This window comes from Vibrio sp. Isolate30 (assembly GCF_022397975.1).
Lineage (GTDB): Bacteria > Pseudomonadota > Gammaproteobacteria > Enterobacterales > Vibrionaceae > Vibrio > Vibrio fortis.
Genome location: NZ_JAKEUS010000002.1, coordinates 348,547 through 369,673, shown reverse-complemented (window position 1 = coordinate 369,673; position 21,127 = coordinate 348,547). Strand labels below are relative to the sequence as shown.

Here is a 21,127-nt window from a genome sequence, read left to right as displayed (position 1 = left end):
GAATTGGGCTGCTACTTAAATTCAGCCTCTGTTTTATCTCTAATTATCAATCTTTAAGTTATCGAGCTCTGATTTTGTTCTTAGTCTCTGTTTTCGAACTCAATTACTGTTAAGACTAGTATTTCCTTAAGAAAATTCCATTTTTGGTAGCAATCGGCCGCATATAAAACAGCATGCTCTTAATTAATGTGCGTTCTAATAATAAGTCAGTGCAAATAAGGACTTACTATTCTCATTATTGATAAACGCACTGACTTGGGTAATTTGATCTCTCGTGCATTCACTCGATACGTGGGAATGGCAACGTATGCGTCCTAAAATAGCGCTACGTCAAAAACTCTATACCTATAAGTATGACCAACAAAAAAGCCACTACCCGTACGAGCAGTGGCTTGAAAATAGATATAACTTTGAATAAATCAGTTAGCTAGACGGTTTGCTGTCCAAACATACAAAAGCTCTAGAGCAATAGTTGCTCCCGCTAACGCCGTAATGTCACTTTGGTCATAAGCCGGTGATACTTCAACAACATCCATTCCGACCATATTCACACCTTGAAGAGCACGAATGATCTTCAAGATTTTGTCTGAATTCAACCCACCACAAACTGGCGTGCCTGTACCAGGAGCAAAAGCCGGATCTAAGCAGTCAATGTCGAACGTCAGATAAACAGGCTTATCGCCAACCGTCTGCTTGATACGAGATACAATCTCATCGACGCTCAGATCATTTGCTTCCATCGCATTGATAACGTTAAAGCCATGATCATCTTTGTCATACTCAGTACGAATCCCGACTTGAACCGAGTGTTCTTTCGAAATTAGCCCTTCGTTTGGCGCATGATAGAACATAGTACCGTGGTCATAACGACTGCCGTGGCTATAAGTATCCGTATGCGCATCAAAATGAATCAGTGCCATCTCGCCATACTTTTTCGCGTAAGCACGAAGCAAAGGCAATGTGATGAAGTGATCACCGCCTAGACCTAATAGCGTTTTACCACTATTGAGGATTTCGGTCGCCGCTGCTTCTAGTCGAACGGTTAAATCTTCAGCATCACCGGTATCAAACACTAAGTCACCCGAATCAATGACCTTGGTGTGATCGAAGACGTTAAAGTCCCAAGGGAACTTCTTACCTTCCCACGCCAAGTTTACTGAGGCACGGCGAATCGCATCAGGGCCTAATCGTGCACCCGGTCGACCAGATGTCGCCATATCTAACGGTGCACCTAGCACAACAACATCAGCTTCTGCATCCACTGGATTTTGCACCAATGGACGACGCATGAAGGTCATCGCATTGGAGTACAATGAATAGTCTTTTTTAGTAAACAGATCGTTCATTAAAAATCCTCTAAGTAAGTGTAACCCATCAAGCCTTGTTCCAACTCAGCAAGCACGTTTTGCTGCTCCTCTTGTGGGACTTTAGCACTGACCATCTCTTCATAGTTTTGACGAATCAAATCCACATCAATGTGCACGTAGCGCATCATGTCTGCAACCGTGTCACCTTCGTTGATGTAATCTAGGTTTGCCTTACCATCATTGTCGACATTCACAACCACGCTATGCGTATCGCCAAATAGGTTATGCATATCACCCAAGATCTCTTGGTATGCGCCAACCAAGAAGAAACCCATCAAGTACGGCTCATCTGGATTCCATGCTGGTACTGGCAACGTCGTTTCGATACCTTGACCATCAACATACTGATCGATGGTGCCGTCTGAATCACAAGTAATATCCAGCACCACTGCACGTCGCTCGTCTACACGATCTAGACCGCTTAGTGGCAACACAGGGAACACCTGATCAATACCCCATGCGTCTGGTAGCGATTGGAATAGTGAGAAGTTCACGAAGAACTTATCAGCCAATCGATCATTTAACTCATCCAAAATTGGACGGTGGTAGCGGTTCTTTGTGCTCATCAACTGGTTCAATTCGTAGTTGATGCGTAAAGAGATCTGCTCAGCCCAAGCTCTGCTTTGAAGATTCAACATACCAGTCGCAAACTGATTATGTGCTTCTGCAATATCACTTTGGGTATCGTTGTAAATCTCAATCAAGGCACGGTCATCGCTGCCATCTCTGAGTGACTGAAAGTTACGCCACATGTTTTTTAGTAATTGTGGCGCGTCTTCTTCAGGCTCAACAATCACCTCTGGTGAGTAACTTTCGGTACCAATTACATTCGTGATCAACACTGCGTGGTGTGCTGTCAAAGAGCGGCCAGATTCAGAAATGATCACCGGCATTGGCTGTTGGTACTGCTTACAAATGTCACCCACTGTCATCACGATATTACGTGCATACTCTAAGAGACCGTAGTTCATCGAGTTAGAAGATTGGCTACGTGTACCATCGTAGTCCACAGCTAGGCCGCCACCCACATCGATGTAATCCAGTTGTGCACCAATATCACGTAGTTCGCAGTAAAAACGTGCAGCTTCGCTTACTCCATTTCGTACGTCACGAATGTTTGCCATTTGTGAGCCTAAGTGGAAGTGAACTAGCTCTAACGCTTCTAATTGTTCTTCCGCTTTCAAACGCTCAATCACAGTAAGCACTTGAGATGCAGACAAGCCGAACTTCGACTTCTCACCACCACTCGCTTGCCACTTTCCTGCACCTTGAGAAGCTAAGCGAATACGTAGACCTAAGCGTGGTTTCACACCCAGAGCTTTCGCTTCTTGGAGCACAAGATCAAGCTCAGACAGCTTTTCAAGTACGATGAAAACTTTGTGACCCAGTTTCTCACCAATCAAAGCCAAACGAACATACTCGCGGTCTTTGTAGCCATTACAAACAATCACTGAACTCGCTTTTTGCGCTAGCGCAAGCACAGCCAGTAGCTCTGGTTTGCTGCCCGCTTCTAGGCCCAATTGTTTTTGTTCTAGCTGAGCTTGGCTTGCCAAAATCTCATCTACGACTTCTTTCTGCTGGTTTACTTTAATTGGGTAAACCAGTAAGTAGCGATTGTCATATTGGTATTCATCGATAGCTTGGTTGAACGCATTACAAATATTATGAACTCGCTGATGAACAATCTGCGGGAATCGCACCAATGCAGGTAAGCCGACATTCTTCTGTTCAAGCTGCTTTACAATATTGCTCAAAGGAATTTGATGATCCGTTTTACTTGGAGAGACATACACTTCTCCATTGTCATCAATACCGTAGAAACCTTGGCTCCAGTGCTTTACGTTATATTCTGCACGGATGCGATCTAAATTAACTGATTGTTCCATTTCAAGAGACCTCACAATATAGGGCCATCACCAAGCAACGCCCTATTCATACATACGGCATTACCCAAGTTAAATCGACGCTTTACGATTCATTGGGCGCATTAACTGATATTCTGGCGAGCGAGTCCAATCATAGATATTTGTCGTCTCGACAATCGTTTCTTTAATCACGTGTGAGATAACGGTACAACAAGGCCTGCCACCAGTTCAGGTACTAATACGCGGTGAACATTGAGTTAGTTTTTTTTCGCTACGTGCATAAAAACCGCCTCCTTTTGCTCCTATCACACATGTTTTCTCTGCACAGTTTTTAAACTTTTTCTGGTTGTAACTTGTAAAACGGAGATGGCTAGTATAAATTTAAACCACTGACCGATCGGTCAGTCAGCAAAATGGGGAATAAAATACAATGAACCACAATCCAATAACAAATGATGAATCCACCGTCAGTGTAGATATGAACGCGACGTTTTCGGCTCAGCAAGCACGCTTTCGTTCAAACTCAAATCCCGATATTAAATCGCGTCAAGAAGATCTTGCACGCTTGAAGACGCTACTCGTTCGTTATCAAGACCAACTCATCGAAGCTCTATCTGAAGATTATGGCCAAAGAGCAAAATACGACTCTTTGATCGCCGATATCACGCCTTCGTTGCATTTGATTGACTACAACCGAAAGCATCTAAAAAAATGGATGAAGCCTTCTCGTCGAGGTGCCGGTTTGATGCTTCAGCCTGCAAAAGTGCGTGTTCATTATCAGCCACTAGGTGTTATTGGAATCATTGTTCCTTGGAACTTCCCTATCATGTTATCAATCGGCCCACTTGCTACAGCTTTAGCCGCTGGCAATACAGCGATGATGAAAATGTCTGAGTTCACACCAGCAACAAACCGTGTGTTGAAAAAGATGTTGAGCGAAGGGTTCAGTGAAGATCAAATCTCGATCATTGAGGGTGAAGCGGATATCGCAGCGCAATTCAGCGCCCTTCCGTTCGACCATATTATGTTTACTGGCTCGACAGCCGTTGGCAAACATGTGATGAAAGCAGCTTCTGCTAACCTAACCCCGGTGACGCTTGAGCTAGGTGGTAAATCGCCAACCGTTATCGCACCGGATATGGATATCATGGACGCAGTTCAACGAATCCTATTTTCGAAAAGTCTCAACGCTGGTCAAATCTGTGTCGCACCAGACTACATCCTACTCCCTAAAGCGAAAGTAAATGAGTTTGTTGAAGCTTATAAAAGTTACTTCAAAAAGCTCTACCCTGCAGGACTTGAGAGCAAAGATCTCACCTCTGTGATCAATTTACGTCAATACACTCGACTAAAAAGTGTCATTGAGGATGCTGAGCAGAAAGGCGCAACCATTCATACTGTCAGTGAGCAAGCTCAAGACGACGTAAACCACCGTATGACTCCGCATCTGCTGACTGAAGTCAACGACGATATGCTCGCATTGCAAGAAGAGTTGTTTGGTCCGATATTGCCTATCGTCCCTTATGAGTCTTTGGATGAAGCTATTGATTACATTAACGACCGTCCGCGTCCACTGGCTCTTTACATCATGAGTCATGACAACGAAGTGCAAGAGAAATTACTGTCTAAAACGCATTCCGGTGGCGTGTGCATCAATGACTCTCTTGTTCATGTTGCAGTGGATGACGCTCCTTTTGGTGGCATTGGCCCATCAGGCATGGGGCATTATCACGGAATCGAGGGCTTCAAAACCTTCAGCCATGCGAAAACGGTTCTGAGCCGAGGAAAAATCAACTACACAAAACTACTGCACCCTCCGTATAATAGCTTGTTCAAGAAATTGATTTTTAAAGTGATTAACCGATGACCACCAAAAGACAGCAGATTTTAGATTCCGCACTTCAACTCTTCGCTGAACAAGGTGTTGAAGGCACATCAACCGCTCAAATTGCTAAAGCGGCAGGTGTAGCAAAGGCGACTCTGTTCCATCACTTTGAAAACAAATCACTACTGGTTGATGAGCTATTCAGAGAGTTGAAGCAGGCGCTGTTTAAGAGTATTTTTCAGGATCTAGATTCGACGTCAGAACCGCTCTATTTAAAGATGAGCCAACTGTGGAAAGTGGGGATTGATTGGGCTGCTGCTCATCCAACAGCAATGAAGTTCTTTTCTAACATTCACTTTCATCCGGCAACCGAAGCGAGACAGACCATTGTTTCCGAAATGTTTGCTACCTTGGATAACAATGTACGTTTAGGACAAGAAGCTGGCGATCTGATGACGTTGGACATCGAATTAGTGCGCTATTTCATCCATAGCCACTTCTTAATATCGGTCAACTGGCTGCTAGACCAACCACAGCTATCCGCAGAACAACAGCAAAGCTATGTTCAGCAGAGTTTTGACATGTGTTGGCGAGCGATTGGTGGCCAAACCCAATAATTAGTTTTATTACTTTCTCTCTTAACAAAGCCAGCTTCGATAGTTGGCTTTGTTTTTTTAGAATACTCAGGACAAATAAAATCCATAAGTCTTCCATTCTTCTCGGTTTCGATACCGTGACAACCCTCGCAATCAATAGCCAAGCCACGTACACTACCCGCCTCAAAGTAAAACACCATCAAAAGGCTTAGATTTGCAAACTCTAGAACAACTACAATCCGGACAATTATTGGGTTCAACACATTTGAAACTGGCAGAAGGCCTCAAAACGTTCCCAATGGAAATCATAGAGCTTGCAGACACCCTTGAAGTACTCGACCTTTCAGGAAATGCCTTGTCAGAGCTTCCGAAAGAATTAGCGAAACTGACCAAGCTACGCATTATCTTTGCTTCCAATAACCAGTTTACTCATCTTCCAGAAGTGTTAGGCGACCTGCCAAACCTTGAGATGGTCGGCTTTAAGACCAATCAGATCAAAACCGTTAGTGAGCAATCCTTACCACAGAAATTACGTTGGTTAATTCTGACTGATAACGCTATTGAAGTGCTGCCTGAAAGCTTAGGACACCGTCCAAGGCTGCAAAAACTCGCTCTGGCGGGAAATCAAATTAAAGCACTGCCACGCAGTATGGAAAACTTGCTGAACCTTGAACTGATTCGCCTTTCTGCTAACCAGCTCTCTGAGTTTCCTGAATTGCTCGTCAAACTACCGAAACTCGCCTGGCTTGCGTTTGCCGGAAACCCTTTCTGTAAGCATCCTAAATCGCTAGACAGCGTGCCACAGGTAACGACATCGAGTTACAGTCTGAACCACGTGCTTGGTCAAGGAGCCAGCGGTGTCATTTCTCACGCAAATTGGCAAGATGAGAAGTTCGCGTTTCCAAATGAAGTCGCTGTTAAAGTATTTAAAGGTGAAGTGACCAGTGATGGCTACCCACACGATGAATTAGAAGCGTGCCTGCAAGCGGGTCACCATAACAATCTTGTTAAATCGATCGCACAGGTTGATGATGGCAAAGACCTTGCTTTGGTGATGGAACTCATCCCTGAAAGCTATTACAACTTAGGCCTGCCACCGACACTCGAGACTTGTACGCGTGATACTTTCAAAGAGGGCTTTGAGCTTTCAATCACTCAAATCACTCGCATTGTTGAGCAGATGATTGATGTCTTTAATCACTTACACGACAACAAAGTTTGTCACGGTGATCTCTATGCGCACAACACGCTTGTGAACGCACAGGGTGAAATGATTTTTGGTGATTTCGGAGCGGCGACCATTTATGGCTATTTAACCGAAAAACAGCAATCAGGAATAAAGGCGATTGAAGCTAGAGCACTTAAGCACTTCATCGACGATCTATTAAGTGTTTGCCGAAAAGAGGGTCTCGACTCTCAGCAACACCGAGCGCTCACTCAGTTAACATTCTAGAGCTAAGAAACACATCGACTCAATGATGGTGTAAATTGTCATTGAGTCGAAAGTTAAGCAAAACTATCGCTATTAGCTTGTCACAGCTTCCACTTGAACAAGCTTTAAATAAGAGTGCAATTCATCGTTCTTATATTCGATGGCTGAGTGGATATTCTCACCTCGGTTGGCAATCACAACAAAGCGATATTGATTGTCGCCCTTCTTTATCGACACTTCCAACAAACCATTATTCAAACGCCAACGGCCGGACGTTTCGAAGCGATCAAATAGACGATACTCGTTAAGCCTGCCATCAGGATGAAAATGCACCTCTGTGATATATCCCGCTGGGCAACTCTTTACCCAAACTCGGTCAGAGACATCTGCATTGGTGAGTTCTCGTTTCTGCTGACGCCAGGTATGAAATTCAGGTTCCATCGCCCATTCAAGAATCAGCGTATTTAGATCCACTAACCCCTGCTGCTTCACTTCTTTACAATATAACTGAAGAAAAGTTTGCTGTGCTGGATTGCTCATTCAATCTCGCCTCGCGCTTGACTAGACCAACTCGTAAGAGACAACATAAAGCTGAGAGATACCCGGATAGATGTCTTGAATCACATCTTTCAGCACTTGCAGTGTCATGTTTTCTTGCTGCGCATGGAACTCACCTAGATCATCAAACAGAATTGGCTCCACGCTGATGATCTTAAGGTTACAGAACACACGTCCCTCTTCTAACGTTGAGACTTCGACAACGCTGCCCGGTTGATAGTCACGTTCAGATTCATCGCGGATGGTAATGGTCTTTTTTCCGGAAAGAATGTCAGCTTCGAAACGTTCGAAGAACGTCATAGTGGTAGGTGCGGTCATAGATTTCAATCGCTTGTCATTAAAAATTAGATACTTGTTTATATAACAGAATATCTAGTGAAGCGAATTAAAATTGGATGCGAGATGCGAGATGCGAGATGCGAGATGCGAGATGCGAGATGCGAGATGCGAGAGAATATGACAAGGCCAAATTGCGGGCAATAAAAAAGGAGAGCCTAAGCTCTCCTTCTCTTAATCCTAAATGCAAACTCTAATTAAAGAGCAGCTTTTGCTTTTTCAACTAGAACTGCGAATGCAGCTTTGTCGAATACCGCGATGTCAGCAAGGATCTTACGGTCGATCTCGATAGATGCTTTCTTAAGACCGTTGATGAAACGGCTGTAAGATAGACCATTCTGACGAGATGCAGCGTTGATACGTGCAATCCATAGTTGACGGAATTGACGTTTCTTGTTGCGACGGTCACGGTAAGCGTATTGACCAGCTTTAGTAACTGCTTGGAAAGCTACGCGGTAAACACGAGAACGTGCACCGTAGTAACCTTTAGCTTGTTTTAGAACTTTCTTATGACGTGCACGAGCTTGTACACCACGTTTTACGCGAGGCATTATGCTTCTCCTAAACTAAACGATTATTAAACTAAAAAGAATTAAGCGTATGGCATCATACGAGCAACTGCAGCCACTTCACACTTAGGAAGGATTGCATTTGGACGTAGCTGACGCTTGTTCTTAGTAGTACGCTTAGTCAGGATGTGACGTTTACCAGCGTGCTTAAACTTAATACCACCAGCAGTTTTCTGGAAACGCTTAGCAGCACCTTTGTTGGTTTTCATCTTAGGCATGATGAATAACTCCGCATTGTTGAGTTGTTAATAACAATAGTAATTAGGGCGAATAAAACCCCGCAACCAGAGGCTGCAGGGTTCAATTACTTGCAAAGCCGTTAATTACTTCTTTTTAGGGGCCAATACCATGATCATCTGGCGACCTTCGATTCGAGTCGGGAAAGATTCTACAACAGCTAAATCTACTGTATCTTCTTTCAGACGATTCAAAACGTCGACACCGATGTCTTGGTGAGCCATTTCGCGGCCACGGAAGCGAATTGTTACCTTCACTTTGTTGCCGTCTTCTAGGAAACGCGTCAGGTTGCGTAGTTTTACCTGATAGTCTCCAATATCAGTTCCAGGACGGAATTTTACTTCCTTAATCTGGATCTGCTTTTGCTTCTTCTTCTGCTCTTTCGCAGCTTTGCTCTTCTCGAAGAGGAACTTACCGTAGTCCATCACACGACAAACTGGCGGCTCGGCGTTAGGGCTGATCTCTACAAGATCCATACCAGCTTCAACAGCTGCATCAAGCGCTTCTTGGATAGAAACGATACCAACGGCTTCGCCGTCAGCGCCTGTTAGACGAACTTCACGTACGCCACGAATTTCACCGTTTAAACGATGCTGGTTTTGTTTGGCCGGTTGTTGGCCACGTCTTCCGCCTTTAATAGCTTATTCCTCCAGATTGAGCTTACGGCTTGAAACCTCGGCTTGGATGTAAGAAATAAAGTCATCCACTTTAAACTTGCCTAGGTCTTTGCCTTTACGTGTACGTACTGCAATTTCGCCGGCTTCCATTTCTTGGTCACCACATACGAGCATGAACGGTACACGTTTCAAAGTGTGTTCGCGAATTTTAAAGCCAATCTTCTCATTTCTCAAGTCTGCTTTGACTCTAAATCCACTTTTTTGCAGTTTTTTCGTAATTTCTTGTACGTATTCCGACTGTTTGTCGGTAATGCCCATTACAACTGCTTGTTCTGGCGCCAACCACGTTGGGAAGAAGCCAGCGTATTCTTCAATTAGAATACCGATGAAGCGCTCTAGAGAACCTAAAATCGCGCGGTGAATCATAACTGGCGTGTGACGCTCGTTATCTTCGCCTACGTAAGTTGCACCTAAACGCTCTGGTAATGCAAAATCGAGCTGCACTGTACCACATTGCCATGCACGGTCCAAACAATCATGCAAAGTAAATTCAATCTTAGGTCCGTAGAACGCACCCTCGCCTTCTTGAATCTCGTATGCAATCTCCATTGACTCTAGTGCAAGCTTAAGGTCAGCCTCTGCACGGTCCCACATTTCGTCAGAACCTACACGTTGCTCTGGACGAGTAGACAGCTTAACAACGATGTTTTCGAACCCGAAAGTTGTGTAAGTGTCGTAAACCATTTCAATACAAGCTTTTACTTCTTGTTGAACTTGGTCTTCAGTACAGAATACATGAGCATCATCTTGAGTAAAGCCACGAACACGCATGATACCGTGAAGTGCACCAGATGGCTCGTTACGGTGACATGAGCCGAACTCAGCCATACGTAGCGGAAGATCACGGTAAGATTTAAGACCTTGGTTGAAGATCTGTACGTGACCCGGACAGTTCATCGGCTTGATTGCGTATTCACGGTTCTCTGAAGACGTTGTGAACATCGCTTCTGCGTATTTGTCCCAGTGACCAGAACGTTCCCAAAGTACACGATCCATCATTAGTGGACCTTTTACTTCTTGGTAATCGTACTCAGTCAGTTTTTGACGTACGAACACTTCTAGTTCACGGAAAATAGTCCAACCGTTGTGGTGCCAGAACACCATGCCTGGTGCTTCTTGCTGCATGTGGAATAGATCCAATGCTTTACCAATTTTACGGTGGTCACGCTTAGCAGCTTCTTCTAGACGAACTAGGTGAGCTTTAAGCGCTTTTTTATCGTGGAATGCAGTGCCGTAGATACGTTGAAGCATCTTGTTGTCACTGTTACCACGCCAGTAAGCACCCGCTACGTTTAGTAGAGTGAAGTGCTGACAGAAACCCATATGCGGTACGTGTGGACCACGACACATATCGATGTATTCTTCATGGTGGTATAGGCCTGGACGGTCGTCTTTAGAAACGTTCTCGTCTAGGATTTCCATTTTGTATGTTTCTCCGCGAGCTTCGAAAGCATCACGCGCTTCCTGCCAGCTAACTTTCTTCTTAACAACCTGATATTTGGTCTTAGCCAGCTCTTTCATACGCTTTTCAATCTTTTCAAGATCTTCTTGCGTTAGAGAGTGCTCTAGGTCGATGTCGTAGTAGAAGCCGTTATCGATCGTTGGGCCGATCGCCATTTTAGCTTCAGGGAATAGCTGCTTAACAGCGTGACCAAGAAGGTGAGCACAAGAGTGACGTACAATTTCAAGACCATCAACTTCATCTTTCGCGGTGATGATTTCTAGGCTTGCATCGTTCTCGATTAGATCGCAAGCATCAACGCGTTCGCCATCTACACGACCAGCAATGGTTGCTTTCGCAAGACCAGGACCGATTGATAGGGCAACATCTAGAGTTGATACAGGGTTGTCAAATTGACGCTGACTGCCGTCAGGAAGAGTAATAATTGGCATTATTTGTCCTTTACAGTGGTGTTGCACACCAAGCAACACATGAAAATGTTTAATATATGTCGGTCAACCAAGCGGAGTTGGTTGGGGATATATGAAAAATTAATTTACCTTTCAAGAAACAAATACAGATGCCTCTTTAAAAAGTAAGCAAGCATTGTAACGAATAAATATTAAATAACAATGACCGCTTTCCATCCCTCATGTTACGTATGCAAGAAAAGTCCGAGATTTAAGCAAAAATCAAACGTTAATAATATGTTAAAACCCTCATTTACCACTAAGCTTAACTTACTATCGCTGGTTAGCCTTGGGGGTGGGAATGAAAAACAAAGTTATAATTCAAACACTGAGCTTTGTGACTCTCTTTTATACTGCTCCTAGTCTTTCTAGCGATGAATATGGGCCATTATTGAGTTATGTCCAATCCCCTCTGCATTCGACTCGTCATACTCCCACACTACGTTCTGGCTTTCCTATTAATGATGGTGACGTAGAGCTATTCGCAAGTTTCACCGCAGCGAGTATCTGGGCAAATTCTGATCACTATCATCTCGACTACTATCAAAACCAGCTTCATACCGGGCTTCGCTGGCAAGTAAGCAACAACTGGCAATTTGAGCTCAATTATCGATGGTTGTATGCGGGCAATAATCACCTTGATAGCTTGATCATCGATTTCCATGATTTCTTTAGCATTGACCAAGCAGGACGCGACCAGAAGAATAAGCACGAGTTTGACATTTATGCACCACAACATGACGTCAAAGTCTCTGATTTCTCCGGAGACACGTTGACCAGCGCGTTTACACTTTATAGCCAATATCAACTCATCAATACGCAATCGCATGGATTGTCATTCGGTGTTGCCCTTTATAAGAACAACGTTAACAACGGCATATTTGAAGGGGAAAGCTTTGAGCAGAGTGCACAGCTTAATTACAGTTATGCGTTTACCGACCAGAGTATCTATACGTCTGTTGCAATCACACACCAATCCGATTACGAACGAAAGAATGATTTCCCACACAAAAGTACCCTTCTCTCTTTTATGGCGGGCTATCGATTAGAATTGCTAACCAATCATGAGCTTCATTTGGAATATAGACTTTATGAAGGCGCAGAGAATGGTCCGACTGAGTTTTCAGAGTCTGCCAATGAAATTCTCTTTGGCTACCGCTATAAATTGCCGTTTGGCGCGGTCGAACTCTCTATTATTGAAAACATCATCAACATGGATAACTCAACCGATGTCGGCTTCCAGATTGCCTATCGCCACCGTATTAGAAACAGCGACTGAATGATTCGGATTTTCACTTAAGTTCTCTATGGAGAGAAACCAAAAAAGCCGCGTATTACCGCGGCTATTCTTAACTTGTGATTGTGTCTAACGATCTGTTTATGAGCTCATGATACGAGAGACAGCAGCGCAAATATCAGCATCAGATGCATTGATTGGCAAACTAAAAGAGATGTATTGATCACCGCGGAAGCTTAATGAACGGTCGATTTCAGCTAGGCAGTGAACAGTATTTCCATTTACGATGAATGAAAGTTCGATCTCTTTATTATTGATGAATCCACCGCTTCTAAATTCTATCTCTTGGTAGCACCCCGACACAGATGAGAAGCTGTTGCCTTTTAGATAGCCTTTTTCGACATCGGCTTTCACCATTGTCATTCCTGCAGCTTCTACGCCTTGAATAATTTTCTCGACCGTTGGTAGTGGTTTAACAACGATAAAATCGCGGTCTTTAGGATCGATCGCAAAGCCAATATCTAGGTTTGTTTCTACCCACACGTGGCACCGATTCATTTTTGCATTAAGTGCCGTGATTGGTGTTTCATCATTCAACTTTAAGCGAAATGGGACTTGTTTGGTTTCACCTGGTTGAATGGTAAACGGCTCTACTGCTTGAATGCGTCCTAAAGAAAACGTCTCGTAGCTTATGCTGTCTTCCGTTTCTACTTTCACTTCTGTGTTGAGCACTAAGTTAATCAAATCGATCTGTTGCTCTACGTCACCACCGAGGATATGAACATTGCCAGATAACTCACCACCTTGGAACACTTCAATATTATCCAACACAGTATCGACTTTAGCTGCCCCGATACCCAACGAAGCTTTGAGTTTTTTAAACATACTTTCCCTTTTTAGAATTATCATTTTTGAATGACTTAGAGGTTTAAAGACAAATTTGCTGTAGTTACATCAGATAAGCAAGTAATTTGCCCTACCGATGAGTCATCACACCACACATTTCGTGTAAATATTGTAATCGTTCGCAAATCAGGTACTCTATTTGTATAGTCAATTGAGGGTTAAGTATGTCGAACGCGCCGTTATATTTGCAGATAAAGCAGTTTATCGATGACAAAATTTCTATGGGGCACTGGCCTCCCGGGCACAGAATCACCACAGAGTTAGAATTAACTAAGCAATTTAACGTTAGCCGAATGACGGTGAACAAGGCCATCAGAGATCTGGTGAGTGAAGGGAAACTGGCGCGCAAACCGCGTGTCGGTACTTTCGTTTGTGAGCCGGAAGAAAAAGCACAATCTCCGCTACTCGATATTAATAACATCGCTCAAGAGATACGTGAACGTGGTCAAGATCACCGAAGCCAAGTGGTGAAACACCAGCAAATCAATGCCGATGAAAAGACCGCAATGCAATTGGGCGTCATGATTAACACACCTATTTTTTATAGTGAAATCATTCACTTTTCAGATGACACGCCGACTCAGTTAGAGTGCCGATGGGTGAATTCAGATATTGTACCTAACTACCTCGATCAAGATTTTACACACTCAACCCCAAACGAATACCTTTCAAATAACTGCCCGCTGAGTGCGATTGAACATACCGTTGAAGCCATTGTGCCTGAACCTAAAGTTCAAGAGAGCCTCGAAATGACCAACAACGAACCCTGTTTATTGCTTAATCGTCGCACTTGGAGTTCTGAGCGATTGGTTAGCTTTGCCCTACTTTATCATCCAGGGTCTAAATACAAATTAAGCTCTAAGATACTGCTCGATTAAAGCACATCATCCTGCTTATCGATCACAATTTTGCAACATTAACTTGATTAGTTAACGACTTTAGCCTATTTATTTGTATATACATTTAAACAACCAAGGTTAACGATCGAAATGGCGACAAACTTGATCCTTAAAAATGCGAGTCTCTGTTCAATGACAGGTGAGGAGATCGGCTACACTCCGTCTCACCCTCAAGACGTACTGGTCGTAGGCGGCAAAATCGCTCAAATTGCCCCATCAGAGTCCAACGTATTTGCCGAGCAAGAATCGAAGTCAGATCACCATGTCGTTGACTGTTCAAACAAGTTAGTCACGCCGGGGCTAATCGACAGCCACACTCACCTCATTTATGCAGGTAACCGCGCCAATGAATTTGAGATGAGACTCAAAGGTGCAGCTTACACAGACATCGCAGCGCAAGGCGGTGGAATCTTATCGACGGTTAGAGCGACACGTGCCGCGAGCGAAGAAGAGCTCATTGAGTTAGCACTTCCTCGACTCGATGGCTTACTAAGTAGTGGAGTTACAACCGTTGAAGTTAAATCAGGCTATGGTTTAACTCTCGAAGACGAACTAAAGATGTTAAAAGCTGCTAAAGCTTTGGAAAATTATCGCCGCGTTCGTGTCACGACCACCCTTTTAGCTGCTCACACTGTACCGCCCGAATTTAAAGATAATGCCGACCAATATGTCGACCTCATCTGTGACACGATCATCCCACAAGTAGCCACTGAAAAACTGGCTGATTCAGTCGATGTGTTCTGTGAGTCCATTGGTTTCACTTTGGAACAGACCGAGCGAGTCTTTCAAACGGCTTTGAAGCATGGCCTGTCCATAAAAGGTCACACAGAACAGCTATCCAATATGGGTGGCAGTGCCTTAGCGGCCAACTATGGGGCGACTTCTGTTGACCATATTGAATACTTAGACCTTGTTGGCGTCAAAGCACTGAGCGACAACAACACTGTCGCTAGCCTACTGCCGGGTGCATTCTACTTTTTGAACGAGACTCAACTCCCTCCTATCGAGCTTTTACGCGAACACAAAGTACCGATGGCGCTTGCGACCGATTTAAACCCTGGTACTTCACCATTTGCCGATCTCACTCTGATGATGAACATGGGCTGTACTCTCTTTGGCTTGACCCCAGAAGAGGCTTTGAGAGGTGTTACTTGTCACGCAGCTCAAGCTATTGGTAAATCAAGCACTCGTGGGAAAATTGTAGAAGGTTACGACGCTGATTTCGCAATTTGGAATATCGAACATCCGGCTGATCTCAGCTATCAGGTTGGTGTACCACGCCTATCGACACGTATCGTTGCAGGAGAGCTATGCCATGACAGCTTCTAATCTGACAAAGCACAATCATCAGTGGACAGGTCGTGATGACCTAGAAGATGGAGTGGATGGCAAACGAGTTCACCACATTACGCAGGTCGTTGATTGTTTGAATATCCCCTCTGAGCACGGCATCTCGCTTATCGGCTTTGAGACGGACGCTGGTGTCGCACGAAACAAAGGCCGCATCGGAGCCAAGCAATCACCAAATCTAATTCGCCAAGCGCTCGCGAATATGGCATGGCACAACCAAGCTAATATGTATGATCTTGGAAATGTAACCTGTGAAGATGATGATTTATCTAATGCCCAAACCCAGTGTGCTGAGGTTGTTACTAAGGCATTGAGTGAAACACGGACCATAGTGCTGGGCGGTGGGCATGAGATTGCTTGGTCATCATTCCAAGGGTTAGCAAATCATCTAGAGAAAGCTCCTAACGTCGAGCCACCTCGTATCGGCATCATCAATTTTGATGCTCACTTTGATCTACGTGAGCATGAAAGTGAAATAGCCGACGTTAAACCAAGTTCAGGCACACCATTTAATCAGATCCATCAATGGTGCCAAGCGAAAGGCTGGCCATTTCATTACGCTTGTTTAGGTGTCAGCGCCGCCAGCAATACTCAAGCTCTGTTCAAAAAAGCAGACGCACTCAACGTGTGGTATTTGAACGATCATCAGATCACTTACCCTAACCTAGCTGCGAATTTAGAGAAGCTCTCAGAATTCATTAAGCAATGTGACTACCTGTATCTGACTATCGACCTTGATGTATTTCCTGCAGCAACTGCGCCAGGAGTCAGTGCTCCAGCGGCACGCGGCGTCAGCTATGACACCCTTGCACCACTGTTAGAGCTGGTACTGCAACACCCAGATAAATTACTACTCGCCGACATCGCAGAGTACAACCCCAATTACGACATAGACCAACAAACCGCTCGGCTCGCTGCGCGCTTATGTTGGGATATCGCCAACGCTATGGCAAATGAATAACTTTAATAAAAACAAAAGATAACGTGAACATAAGGAAATCCAACATGACGGAACATCACAATAGCGATCCTCGCCTTGATACCTCTCGTGAGATTCGCGCTCCGCATGGTACGACACTGCGTACTAAGTCTTGGCTGACAGAAGCGCCATTACGCATGTTAATGAACAACCTAGACCCAGATGTAGCTGAACATCCTCACTCGCTGGTTGTATACGGTGGCATTGGTCGCGCCGCTCGCGATTGGAAATGCTTCGATACGATTGTTGAAGTGCTAGAGCGTCTAGAAGACGATCAAACTCTATTAGTTCAATCAGGTAAGCCTGTAGGCGTTTTCCCAACACACAAAGACGCACCGCGTGTATTGATTGCCAACTCAAACATTGTTCCGCATTGGGCAAACTGGGAGCACTTCAACGAGCTCGATAAACAGGGTTTGATGATGTACGGCCAAATGACCGCAGGTAGCTGGATCTACATCGGCTCACAAGGCATTGTTCAGGGTACGTACGAAACTTTTGTCGCAATGGCTAAGCAGCACTTCAACGGTGACGCAAAAGGACGTTGGATTCTAACCGGCGGTCTTGGCGGCATGGGCGGCGCGCAACCTCTTGCTGCGACAATGGCAGGTTTCTCGATGATTGCAGTTGAGTGTGATGAATCTCGTATCGACTACCGCCTGCGCACTGGCTACGTAGACAAAAAAGCCACCAGCCTAGATGAAGCGATGGCGATCATTACAGAATCTGAGACACCGGTTTCGGTTGGTCTACTTGGCAACGCAGCCGATGTATTCCCTGAGCTTGTAGAACGCAACATCACCCCAGACGCAGTAACAGACCAAACCTCAGCTCACGACCCATTAAACGGCTACCTACCTCAGGGTTGGTCAATGGAGAAAGCAGCGGAAGAGCGTTTAGCCGATGAAGCGAAAGTAGTAAAAGCGGCCAAACAATCTATGGCAATCCAAGTACAAGCGATGCTAGATCTGCAATCACGTGGCGCAGCAACGGTCGATTACGGTAACAACATCCGTCAAATGGCACTGGAAGAAGGCGTAGAAAACGCATTCGATTTCCCAGGCTTCGTGCCTCAGTATATTCGTCCTCTCTTCTGCGAGGGCGTGGGACCATTCCGTTGGGCAGCACTGTCTGGCGATCCAGAAGACATCTACAAAACCGATCAGAAAGTGAAAGAGCTGATTCCTGACAATCCACATCTTCACAACTGGTTAGACATGGCTCGCGAGCGTATTCAGTTTCAAGGTCTACCTGCTCGTATCTGTTGGGTTGGCTTGAAAGACCGTGAGCGCCTAGGACAAGCGTTCAATGAAATGGTTAAAAATGGTGAGCTTAAAGCGCCAGTTGTTATTGGCCGTGACCACCTAGACTCAGGCTCAGTAGCTAGCCCTAACCGTGAAACAGAAAGCATGATGGATGGCTCAGATGCAGTGTCTGATTGGCCACTACTCAATGCTCTTCTCAACACAGCTGGCGGCGCGACCTGGGTATCTCTGCACCACGGCGGTGGCGTAGGCATGGGCTTCTCACAACACTCAGGTATGGTGATCTGTTGTGATGGTAGTGATGATGCGTCTCGTCGTATTGCTCGCGTACTACACAACGACCCAGCAACAGGCGTGATGCGACACGCAGACGCAGGCTACGACATTGCTAAACAGTGTGCGAAAGACCAAAAACTAGACCTACCGATGCTAAACGCTGAACTACGTAAGCTATAAGAGTGAGAGAAGATATGTTGAACCTATTACTGAAACCAGGACAACTTGGCCTATCTGAGCTACGTAAAATCAGCCGCAGCCCAGTGAACCTATCGCTGGATCCTGAAGCAATTCCTGACATCGAGGCAAGCACTCAAGTTGTTGAGCAGGTGATCGCCGAGGATCGCACTGTATATGGCATCAATACCGGTTTTGGCTTGCTCGCAAACACTAAAATCGCGCCTGAAGATCTAGAAGTACTGCAAAAAAGTATCGTGCTTTCTCATGCAGCGGGCATCGGCAAATTCATGTCTGACGAAACCGTTCGTCTGATGATGGTACTGAAGATAAACAGCCTGTCGCGCGGCTATTCGGGTATTCGTCTTAAAGTCATCAATGCACTGATCGACCTAGTGAATGCGCAGGTCTACCCTTGCGTACCACAAAAAGGTTCGGTAGGCGCATCAGGTGACTTAGCGCCACTTGCTCATATGAGTACGGTGCTACTGGGTGAAGGTCAAGCTCGTCACAATGGCAAGATCATTACTGGCTTAGAAGCGATGCAGATTGCAGGGCTTGAACCAATTACCCTAGCACCAAAAGAAGGCCTAGCACTGCTTAACGGCACTCAAGCATCTACCGCATTTGCGCTAGAAGGTTTGTTTGCAGCAGAAGATCTATTCGCCTCTGCCACAGTATGTGGTGCGATGTCAGTAGAAGCCGCGCTTGGAAGCCGTCGACCATTCGACCCTCGTATCCACCGTGTGCGTGGTCACCGTGGTCAAATGGACGCTGCACTGGCTTATCGTCATCTACTCGACCAAACCAGTGAAATTGGCGAATCTCATACTTGCTGTGAAAAGGTTCAAGACCCATATTCACTGCGTTGCCAACCTCAAGTGATGGGCGCGTGTTTACAACAAATCCGTAATGCGGCCGATATTTTAAGAGTCGAAGCAAACTCCGTATCGGATAACCCACTGGTATTCTCTGACGATGGCGACATCATTTCAGGTGGTAACTTCCACGCTGAACCTGTTGCGATGGCAGCGGATAATTTGGCATTAGCGATCGCGGAAATTGGTAGCTTGTCTGAACGTCGCATGGCGTTATTGATTGACAGTGCATTGAGCAAGCTGCCTCCATTCTTGGTCGACAACGGCGGTGTAAATTCAGGCTTTATGATTGCTCAGGTAACTTCTGCAGCACTCGCAAGTGAAAACAAAACACTTGCCCACCCTGCTTCCGTTGATAGCTTGCCAACGTCTGCAAACCAAGAAGACCACGTTTCTATGGCAACATTCGCAGGTCGTCGCTTGCGTGATATGGCTGAAAATACTCGTGGCATTCTAGCGGTTGAATACTTATCAGCAGCGCAAGGACTCGATTTCCGAGCGCCAAACAAGTCTTCAGCTAAAGTAGAAGAAGCGAAGCAAATCCTACGAGAGAAAGTGAGCTTCTACGACAAAGACCGCTATTTCGCGCCAGACATCGAACAAGCTAACTTGCTGCTTAAGCTGTCGGTACACAACCATCTAATGCCTGACGGTATTCTATGCAGCTTCTAAGGAACAATCTTCTAAGTTAGAAATATCTCTACTTAATCGACTAAATCTGCACTTCATCGCTCAAAGATGGAGTGCAGCCATCCCCATATAACAGCTTGTCTCCACAAAACACTCCTATCATTTGCGACACAAATATAGCAACCAAGATCACATAACACCTTCATTACCATTCTGTAGCATATGAACACAGTCACTAACTGGATAGACCATTAGATTTGAATTAGTCCGTTATAATCGCAGCAGTTTTGATAATGAATAGTGGTATTATGTTTCTGACACCATACGTTTCTACTGAAGAAAACAAATTTCAATTCACTCGTGAACAAGCTAGCCACTTCGCAAAAAAGGTAGCTGGTGATTTCAACCCAATTCACGATGAAGATAACAAACGCTTCTGTGTACCTGGCGACCTGCTGTTTGCTGTTTTACTGCAAAAGCAAGGCATTAGCCAAAAGATGCGTTTTGATTTTTCAGGCATGGTAAGCGATGGTATCGCACTAGATGTAGAAAACAAATGCGATAAAGAAAGTGCTGTTGTTGATGAAAAAGGCAAAGAGTACCTACACATGACATGTGAAGGTGAAACAAGCCAAGATCAAGCATTCATCGAGCATGTCGTAACTAACTACGTTCAGTTTTCTGGCATGAACTTCCCGCACATCATGGTTCCTCTTATGGAAGAGCAACAAATGATGATCAACTGCCAGCGTCCACTGGTTATCTATGAAAGCATGGAAGTAGAGTTCTCTCGTATCGACCTAACTCACCCAGAAGTTGAGTTCTCTGGCGCAACATTCGATGTTGAAGGCAAGCGTGGTGTTGTAACTCTTAACTTCGATTTTAAAGAAGATGGCGAAGTAGTTGGTAAAGGCGTGAAGCGCATGGTGGCAAGTGGCCTTAAGCCATACGACCAAGCGTCAGTTGACGACCTAGTAAACCGCTTTAACGAGCGCAAAGATATGTTTCTAGCACAGTTCGCTGCAGCCGCTTAATCGCTCAAACACCCCGATAGTTCAAAGCGATAGCAAAAATTATAAAGCCCAGCTTGAGATAAGCTGGGCTTTTTAATGTCTGCGATTTGATAAACTACGTATAAGATTTAAACAAAAAGAGCT

The 21,127-nt window shown here is 44.9% G+C and carries 19 protein-coding genes; 10 read left to right on the top strand and 9 right to left on the bottom strand.

Going from position 1 to position 21,127, the window contains the following annotated elements:
- Positions 1 to 419: 419 nt before the first annotated feature.
- Positions 420 to 1,346, bottom strand: a complete 927-nt coding sequence (speB, locus tag L1D60_RS08870) for an agmatinase (RefSeq protein WP_239840753.1) — start codon at positions 1,344 to 1,346, stop codon at positions 420 to 422.
- Entirely contained in the window at positions 1,346 to 3,253 is a 1,908-nt protein-coding gene (gene speA / locus L1D60_RS08865; RefSeq protein WP_239840752.1) for an arginine decarboxylase, read from the bottom strand. The genes speB and speA overlap by 1 nt, the downstream gene beginning before the upstream one ends.
- A gap of 409 nt (positions 3,254 to 3,662) precedes the next feature.
- Between speA and L1D60_RS08860 the strand changes: the two genes are divergently transcribed.
- From L1D60_RS08860 to L1D60_RS08850, 3 genes are all read left to right on the top strand, one after another.
- Positions 3,663 to 5,099 (top strand): coniferyl aldehyde dehydrogenase, encoded by a 1,437-nt coding sequence (locus L1D60_RS08860; RefSeq protein ID WP_239840751.1) that lies wholly within the window; start codon positions 3,663 to 3,665, stop codon positions 5,097 to 5,099.
- Positions 5,096 to 5,674, top strand: coding sequence for a TetR/AcrR family transcriptional regulator (locus tag L1D60_RS08855; RefSeq protein WP_239840750.1), 579 nt, complete (start codon positions 5,096 to 5,098; stop codon positions 5,672 to 5,674). The genes L1D60_RS08860 and L1D60_RS08855 overlap by 4 nt, the downstream gene beginning before the upstream one ends.
- Positions 5,675 to 5,867: 193 nt before the next feature.
- Positions 5,868 to 7,106: a leucine-rich repeat-containing protein kinase family protein gene (locus tag L1D60_RS08850; RefSeq protein ID WP_239840749.1), complete on the top strand. Its 1,239-nt coding sequence runs from the start codon at positions 5,868 to 5,870 to the stop codon at positions 7,104 to 7,106.
- 72 nt (positions 7,107 to 7,178) lie between these two features.
- Here L1D60_RS08850 and L1D60_RS08845 read toward each other — a convergent pair whose 3' ends face one another.
- The 6 genes from L1D60_RS08845 to thrS form a co-directional block, all read right to left on the bottom strand.
- Entirely contained in the window at positions 7,179 to 7,625 is a 447-nt protein-coding gene (locus L1D60_RS08845; RefSeq protein WP_239840748.1) for a hypothetical protein, read from the bottom strand.
- Positions 7,626 to 7,646: 21 nt separating this feature from the next.
- The gene (gene yqfB, locus L1D60_RS08840) at positions 7,647 to 7,961 is read right to left on the bottom strand and encodes a N(4)-acetylcytidine aminohydrolase (RefSeq protein ID WP_239840747.1); all 315 of its coding nucleotides are present in this window, start codon (positions 7,959 to 7,961) and stop codon (positions 7,647 to 7,649) included.
- A 215-nt stretch (positions 7,962 to 8,176) separates the two neighbouring features.
- Positions 8,177 to 8,530 (bottom strand): 50S ribosomal protein L20, encoded by a 354-nt coding sequence (gene rplT, locus L1D60_RS08835; RefSeq protein ID WP_004401084.1) that lies wholly within the window; start codon positions 8,528 to 8,530, stop codon positions 8,177 to 8,179.
- Positions 8,531 to 8,571: 41 nt separating this feature from the next.
- Positions 8,572 to 8,766: a 50S ribosomal protein L35 gene (gene rpmI, locus L1D60_RS08830; protein ID WP_032549209.1), complete on the bottom strand. Its 195-nt coding sequence runs from the start codon at positions 8,764 to 8,766 to the stop codon at positions 8,572 to 8,574.
- A 105-nt stretch (positions 8,767 to 8,871) separates the two neighbouring features.
- Positions 8,872 to 9,423: a translation initiation factor IF-3 gene (gene infC, locus L1D60_RS08825; RefSeq protein WP_084181800.1), complete on the bottom strand. Its 552-nt coding sequence runs from the start codon at positions 9,421 to 9,423 to the stop codon at positions 8,872 to 8,874.
- A 3-nt stretch (positions 9,424 to 9,426) separates the two neighbouring features.
- Complete coding sequence (thrS, locus tag L1D60_RS08820; protein ID WP_032549211.1) at positions 9,427 to 11,355, bottom strand: threonine--tRNA ligase; 1,929 nt, start codon at positions 11,353 to 11,355, stop codon at positions 9,427 to 9,429.
- 319 nt (positions 11,356 to 11,674) lie between these two features.
- Here thrS and L1D60_RS08815 point away from each other — a divergent pair, with 319 nt between their 5' ends.
- A complete protein-coding gene (locus L1D60_RS08815; RefSeq protein WP_239840746.1) occupies positions 11,675 to 12,652 on the top strand; it encodes a DUF3187 family protein in 978 nt (325 codons plus the stop codon).
- 99 nt (positions 12,653 to 12,751) lie between these two features.
- Here L1D60_RS08815 and L1D60_RS08810 read toward each other — a convergent pair whose 3' ends face one another.
- Positions 12,752 to 13,495: a sporulation protein gene (locus L1D60_RS08810; protein ID WP_239840745.1), complete on the bottom strand. Its 744-nt coding sequence runs from the start codon at positions 13,493 to 13,495 to the stop codon at positions 12,752 to 12,754.
- Between the two features lie 185 nt (positions 13,496 to 13,680).
- Between L1D60_RS08810 and hutC the strand changes: the two genes are divergently transcribed.
- The 6 genes from hutC to L1D60_RS08780 all read left to right on the top strand — a co-directional run bounded on the left by hutC (position 13,681) and on the right by L1D60_RS08780 (position 21,004).
- Positions 13,681 to 14,394, top strand: coding sequence for a histidine utilization repressor (gene hutC / locus L1D60_RS08805; RefSeq protein ID WP_239840744.1), 714 nt, complete (start codon positions 13,681 to 13,683; stop codon positions 14,392 to 14,394).
- 111 nt (positions 14,395 to 14,505) lie between these two features.
- Entirely contained in the window at positions 14,506 to 15,744 is a 1,239-nt protein-coding gene (hutI, locus tag L1D60_RS08800; RefSeq protein ID WP_239840743.1) for an imidazolonepropionase, read from the top strand.
- The gene (gene hutG, locus L1D60_RS08795; protein WP_239840742.1) at positions 15,731 to 16,726 is read left to right on the top strand and encodes a formimidoylglutamase; all 996 of its coding nucleotides are present in this window, start codon (positions 15,731 to 15,733) and stop codon (positions 16,724 to 16,726) included. Before hutI ends, hutG begins: the two co-directional genes overlap by 14 nt.
- A gap of 44 nt (positions 16,727 to 16,770) precedes the next feature.
- Positions 16,771 to 18,465 carry a urocanate hydratase gene (gene hutU / locus L1D60_RS08790; protein WP_239840741.1) on the top strand — a complete coding sequence of 565 codons (1,695 nt, stop codon included), beginning with the start codon at positions 16,771 to 16,773 and terminating at the stop codon, positions 18,463 to 18,465.
- 14 nt (positions 18,466 to 18,479) lie between these two features.
- The gene (gene hutH, locus L1D60_RS08785; RefSeq protein WP_239840740.1) at positions 18,480 to 20,012 is read left to right on the top strand and encodes a histidine ammonia-lyase; all 1,533 of its coding nucleotides are present in this window, start codon (positions 18,480 to 18,482) and stop codon (positions 20,010 to 20,012) included.
- A gap of 266 nt (positions 20,013 to 20,278) precedes the next feature.
- Positions 20,279 to 21,004, top strand: coding sequence for a DUF3581 domain-containing protein (locus L1D60_RS08780; protein ID WP_150872164.1), 726 nt, complete (start codon positions 20,279 to 20,281; stop codon positions 21,002 to 21,004).
- The last annotated feature ends 123 nt before the right edge of the window (positions 21,005 to 21,127 follow it).

Excerpts from the sequence above, each read along its gene's own strand:
- rplT (WP_004401084.1), bottom strand. The coding sequence starts at position 8,530 with ATGCCTCGCGTAAAACGTGGTGTACAAGCTCGTGCACGTCATAAGAAA.
- yqfB (WP_239840747.1), bottom strand. The coding sequence starts at position 7,961 with ATGACCGCACCTACCACTATGACGTTCTTCGAACGTTTCGAAGCTGAC.
- L1D60_RS08845 (WP_239840748.1), bottom strand. The coding sequence starts at position 7,625 with ATGAGCAATCCAGCACAGCAAACTTTTCTTCAGTTATATTGTAAAGAA.
- hutG (WP_239840742.1), top strand. The coding sequence starts at position 15,731 with ATGACAGCTTCTAATCTGACAAAGCACAATCATCAGTGGACAGGTCGT.
- L1D60_RS08855 (WP_239840750.1), top strand. The coding sequence starts at position 5,096 with ATGACCACCAAAAGACAGCAGATTTTAGATTCCGCACTTCAACTCTTC.
- hutH (WP_239840740.1), top strand. The coding sequence starts at position 18,480 with ATGTTGAACCTATTACTGAAACCAGGACAACTTGGCCTATCTGAGCTA.
- hutC (WP_239840744.1), top strand. The coding sequence starts at position 13,681 with ATGTCGAACGCGCCGTTATATTTGCAGATAAAGCAGTTTATCGATGAC.
- L1D60_RS08815 (WP_239840746.1), top strand. The coding sequence starts at position 11,675 with ATGAAAAACAAAGTTATAATTCAAACACTGAGCTTTGTGACTCTCTTT.
- hutU (WP_239840741.1), top strand. The coding sequence starts at position 16,771 with ATGACGGAACATCACAATAGCGATCCTCGCCTTGATACCTCTCGTGAG.
- hutI (WP_239840743.1), top strand. The coding sequence starts at position 14,506 with ATGGCGACAAACTTGATCCTTAAAAATGCGAGTCTCTGTTCAATGACA.
- rpmI (WP_032549209.1), bottom strand. The coding sequence starts at position 8,766 with ATGCCTAAGATGAAAACCAACAAAGGTGCTGCTAAGCGTTTCCAGAAA.
- L1D60_RS08780 (WP_150872164.1), top strand. The coding sequence starts at position 20,279 with ATGTTTCTGACACCATACGTTTCTACTGAAGAAAACAAATTTCAATTC.
- speB (WP_239840753.1), bottom strand. The coding sequence starts at position 1,346 with ATGAACGATCTGTTTACTAAAAAAGACTATTCATTGTACTCCAATGCG.
- speA (WP_239840752.1), bottom strand. The coding sequence starts at position 3,253 with ATGGAACAATCAGTTAATTTAGATCGCATCCGTGCAGAATATAACGTA.
- L1D60_RS08810 (WP_239840745.1), bottom strand. The coding sequence starts at position 13,495 with ATGTTTAAAAAACTCAAAGCTTCGTTGGGTATCGGGGCAGCTAAAGTC.
- L1D60_RS08860 (WP_239840751.1), top strand. The coding sequence starts at position 3,663 with ATGAACCACAATCCAATAACAAATGATGAATCCACCGTCAGTGTAGAT.
- thrS (WP_032549211.1), bottom strand. The coding sequence starts at position 11,355 with ATGCCAATTATTACTCTTCCTGACGGCAGTCAGCGTCAATTTGACAAC.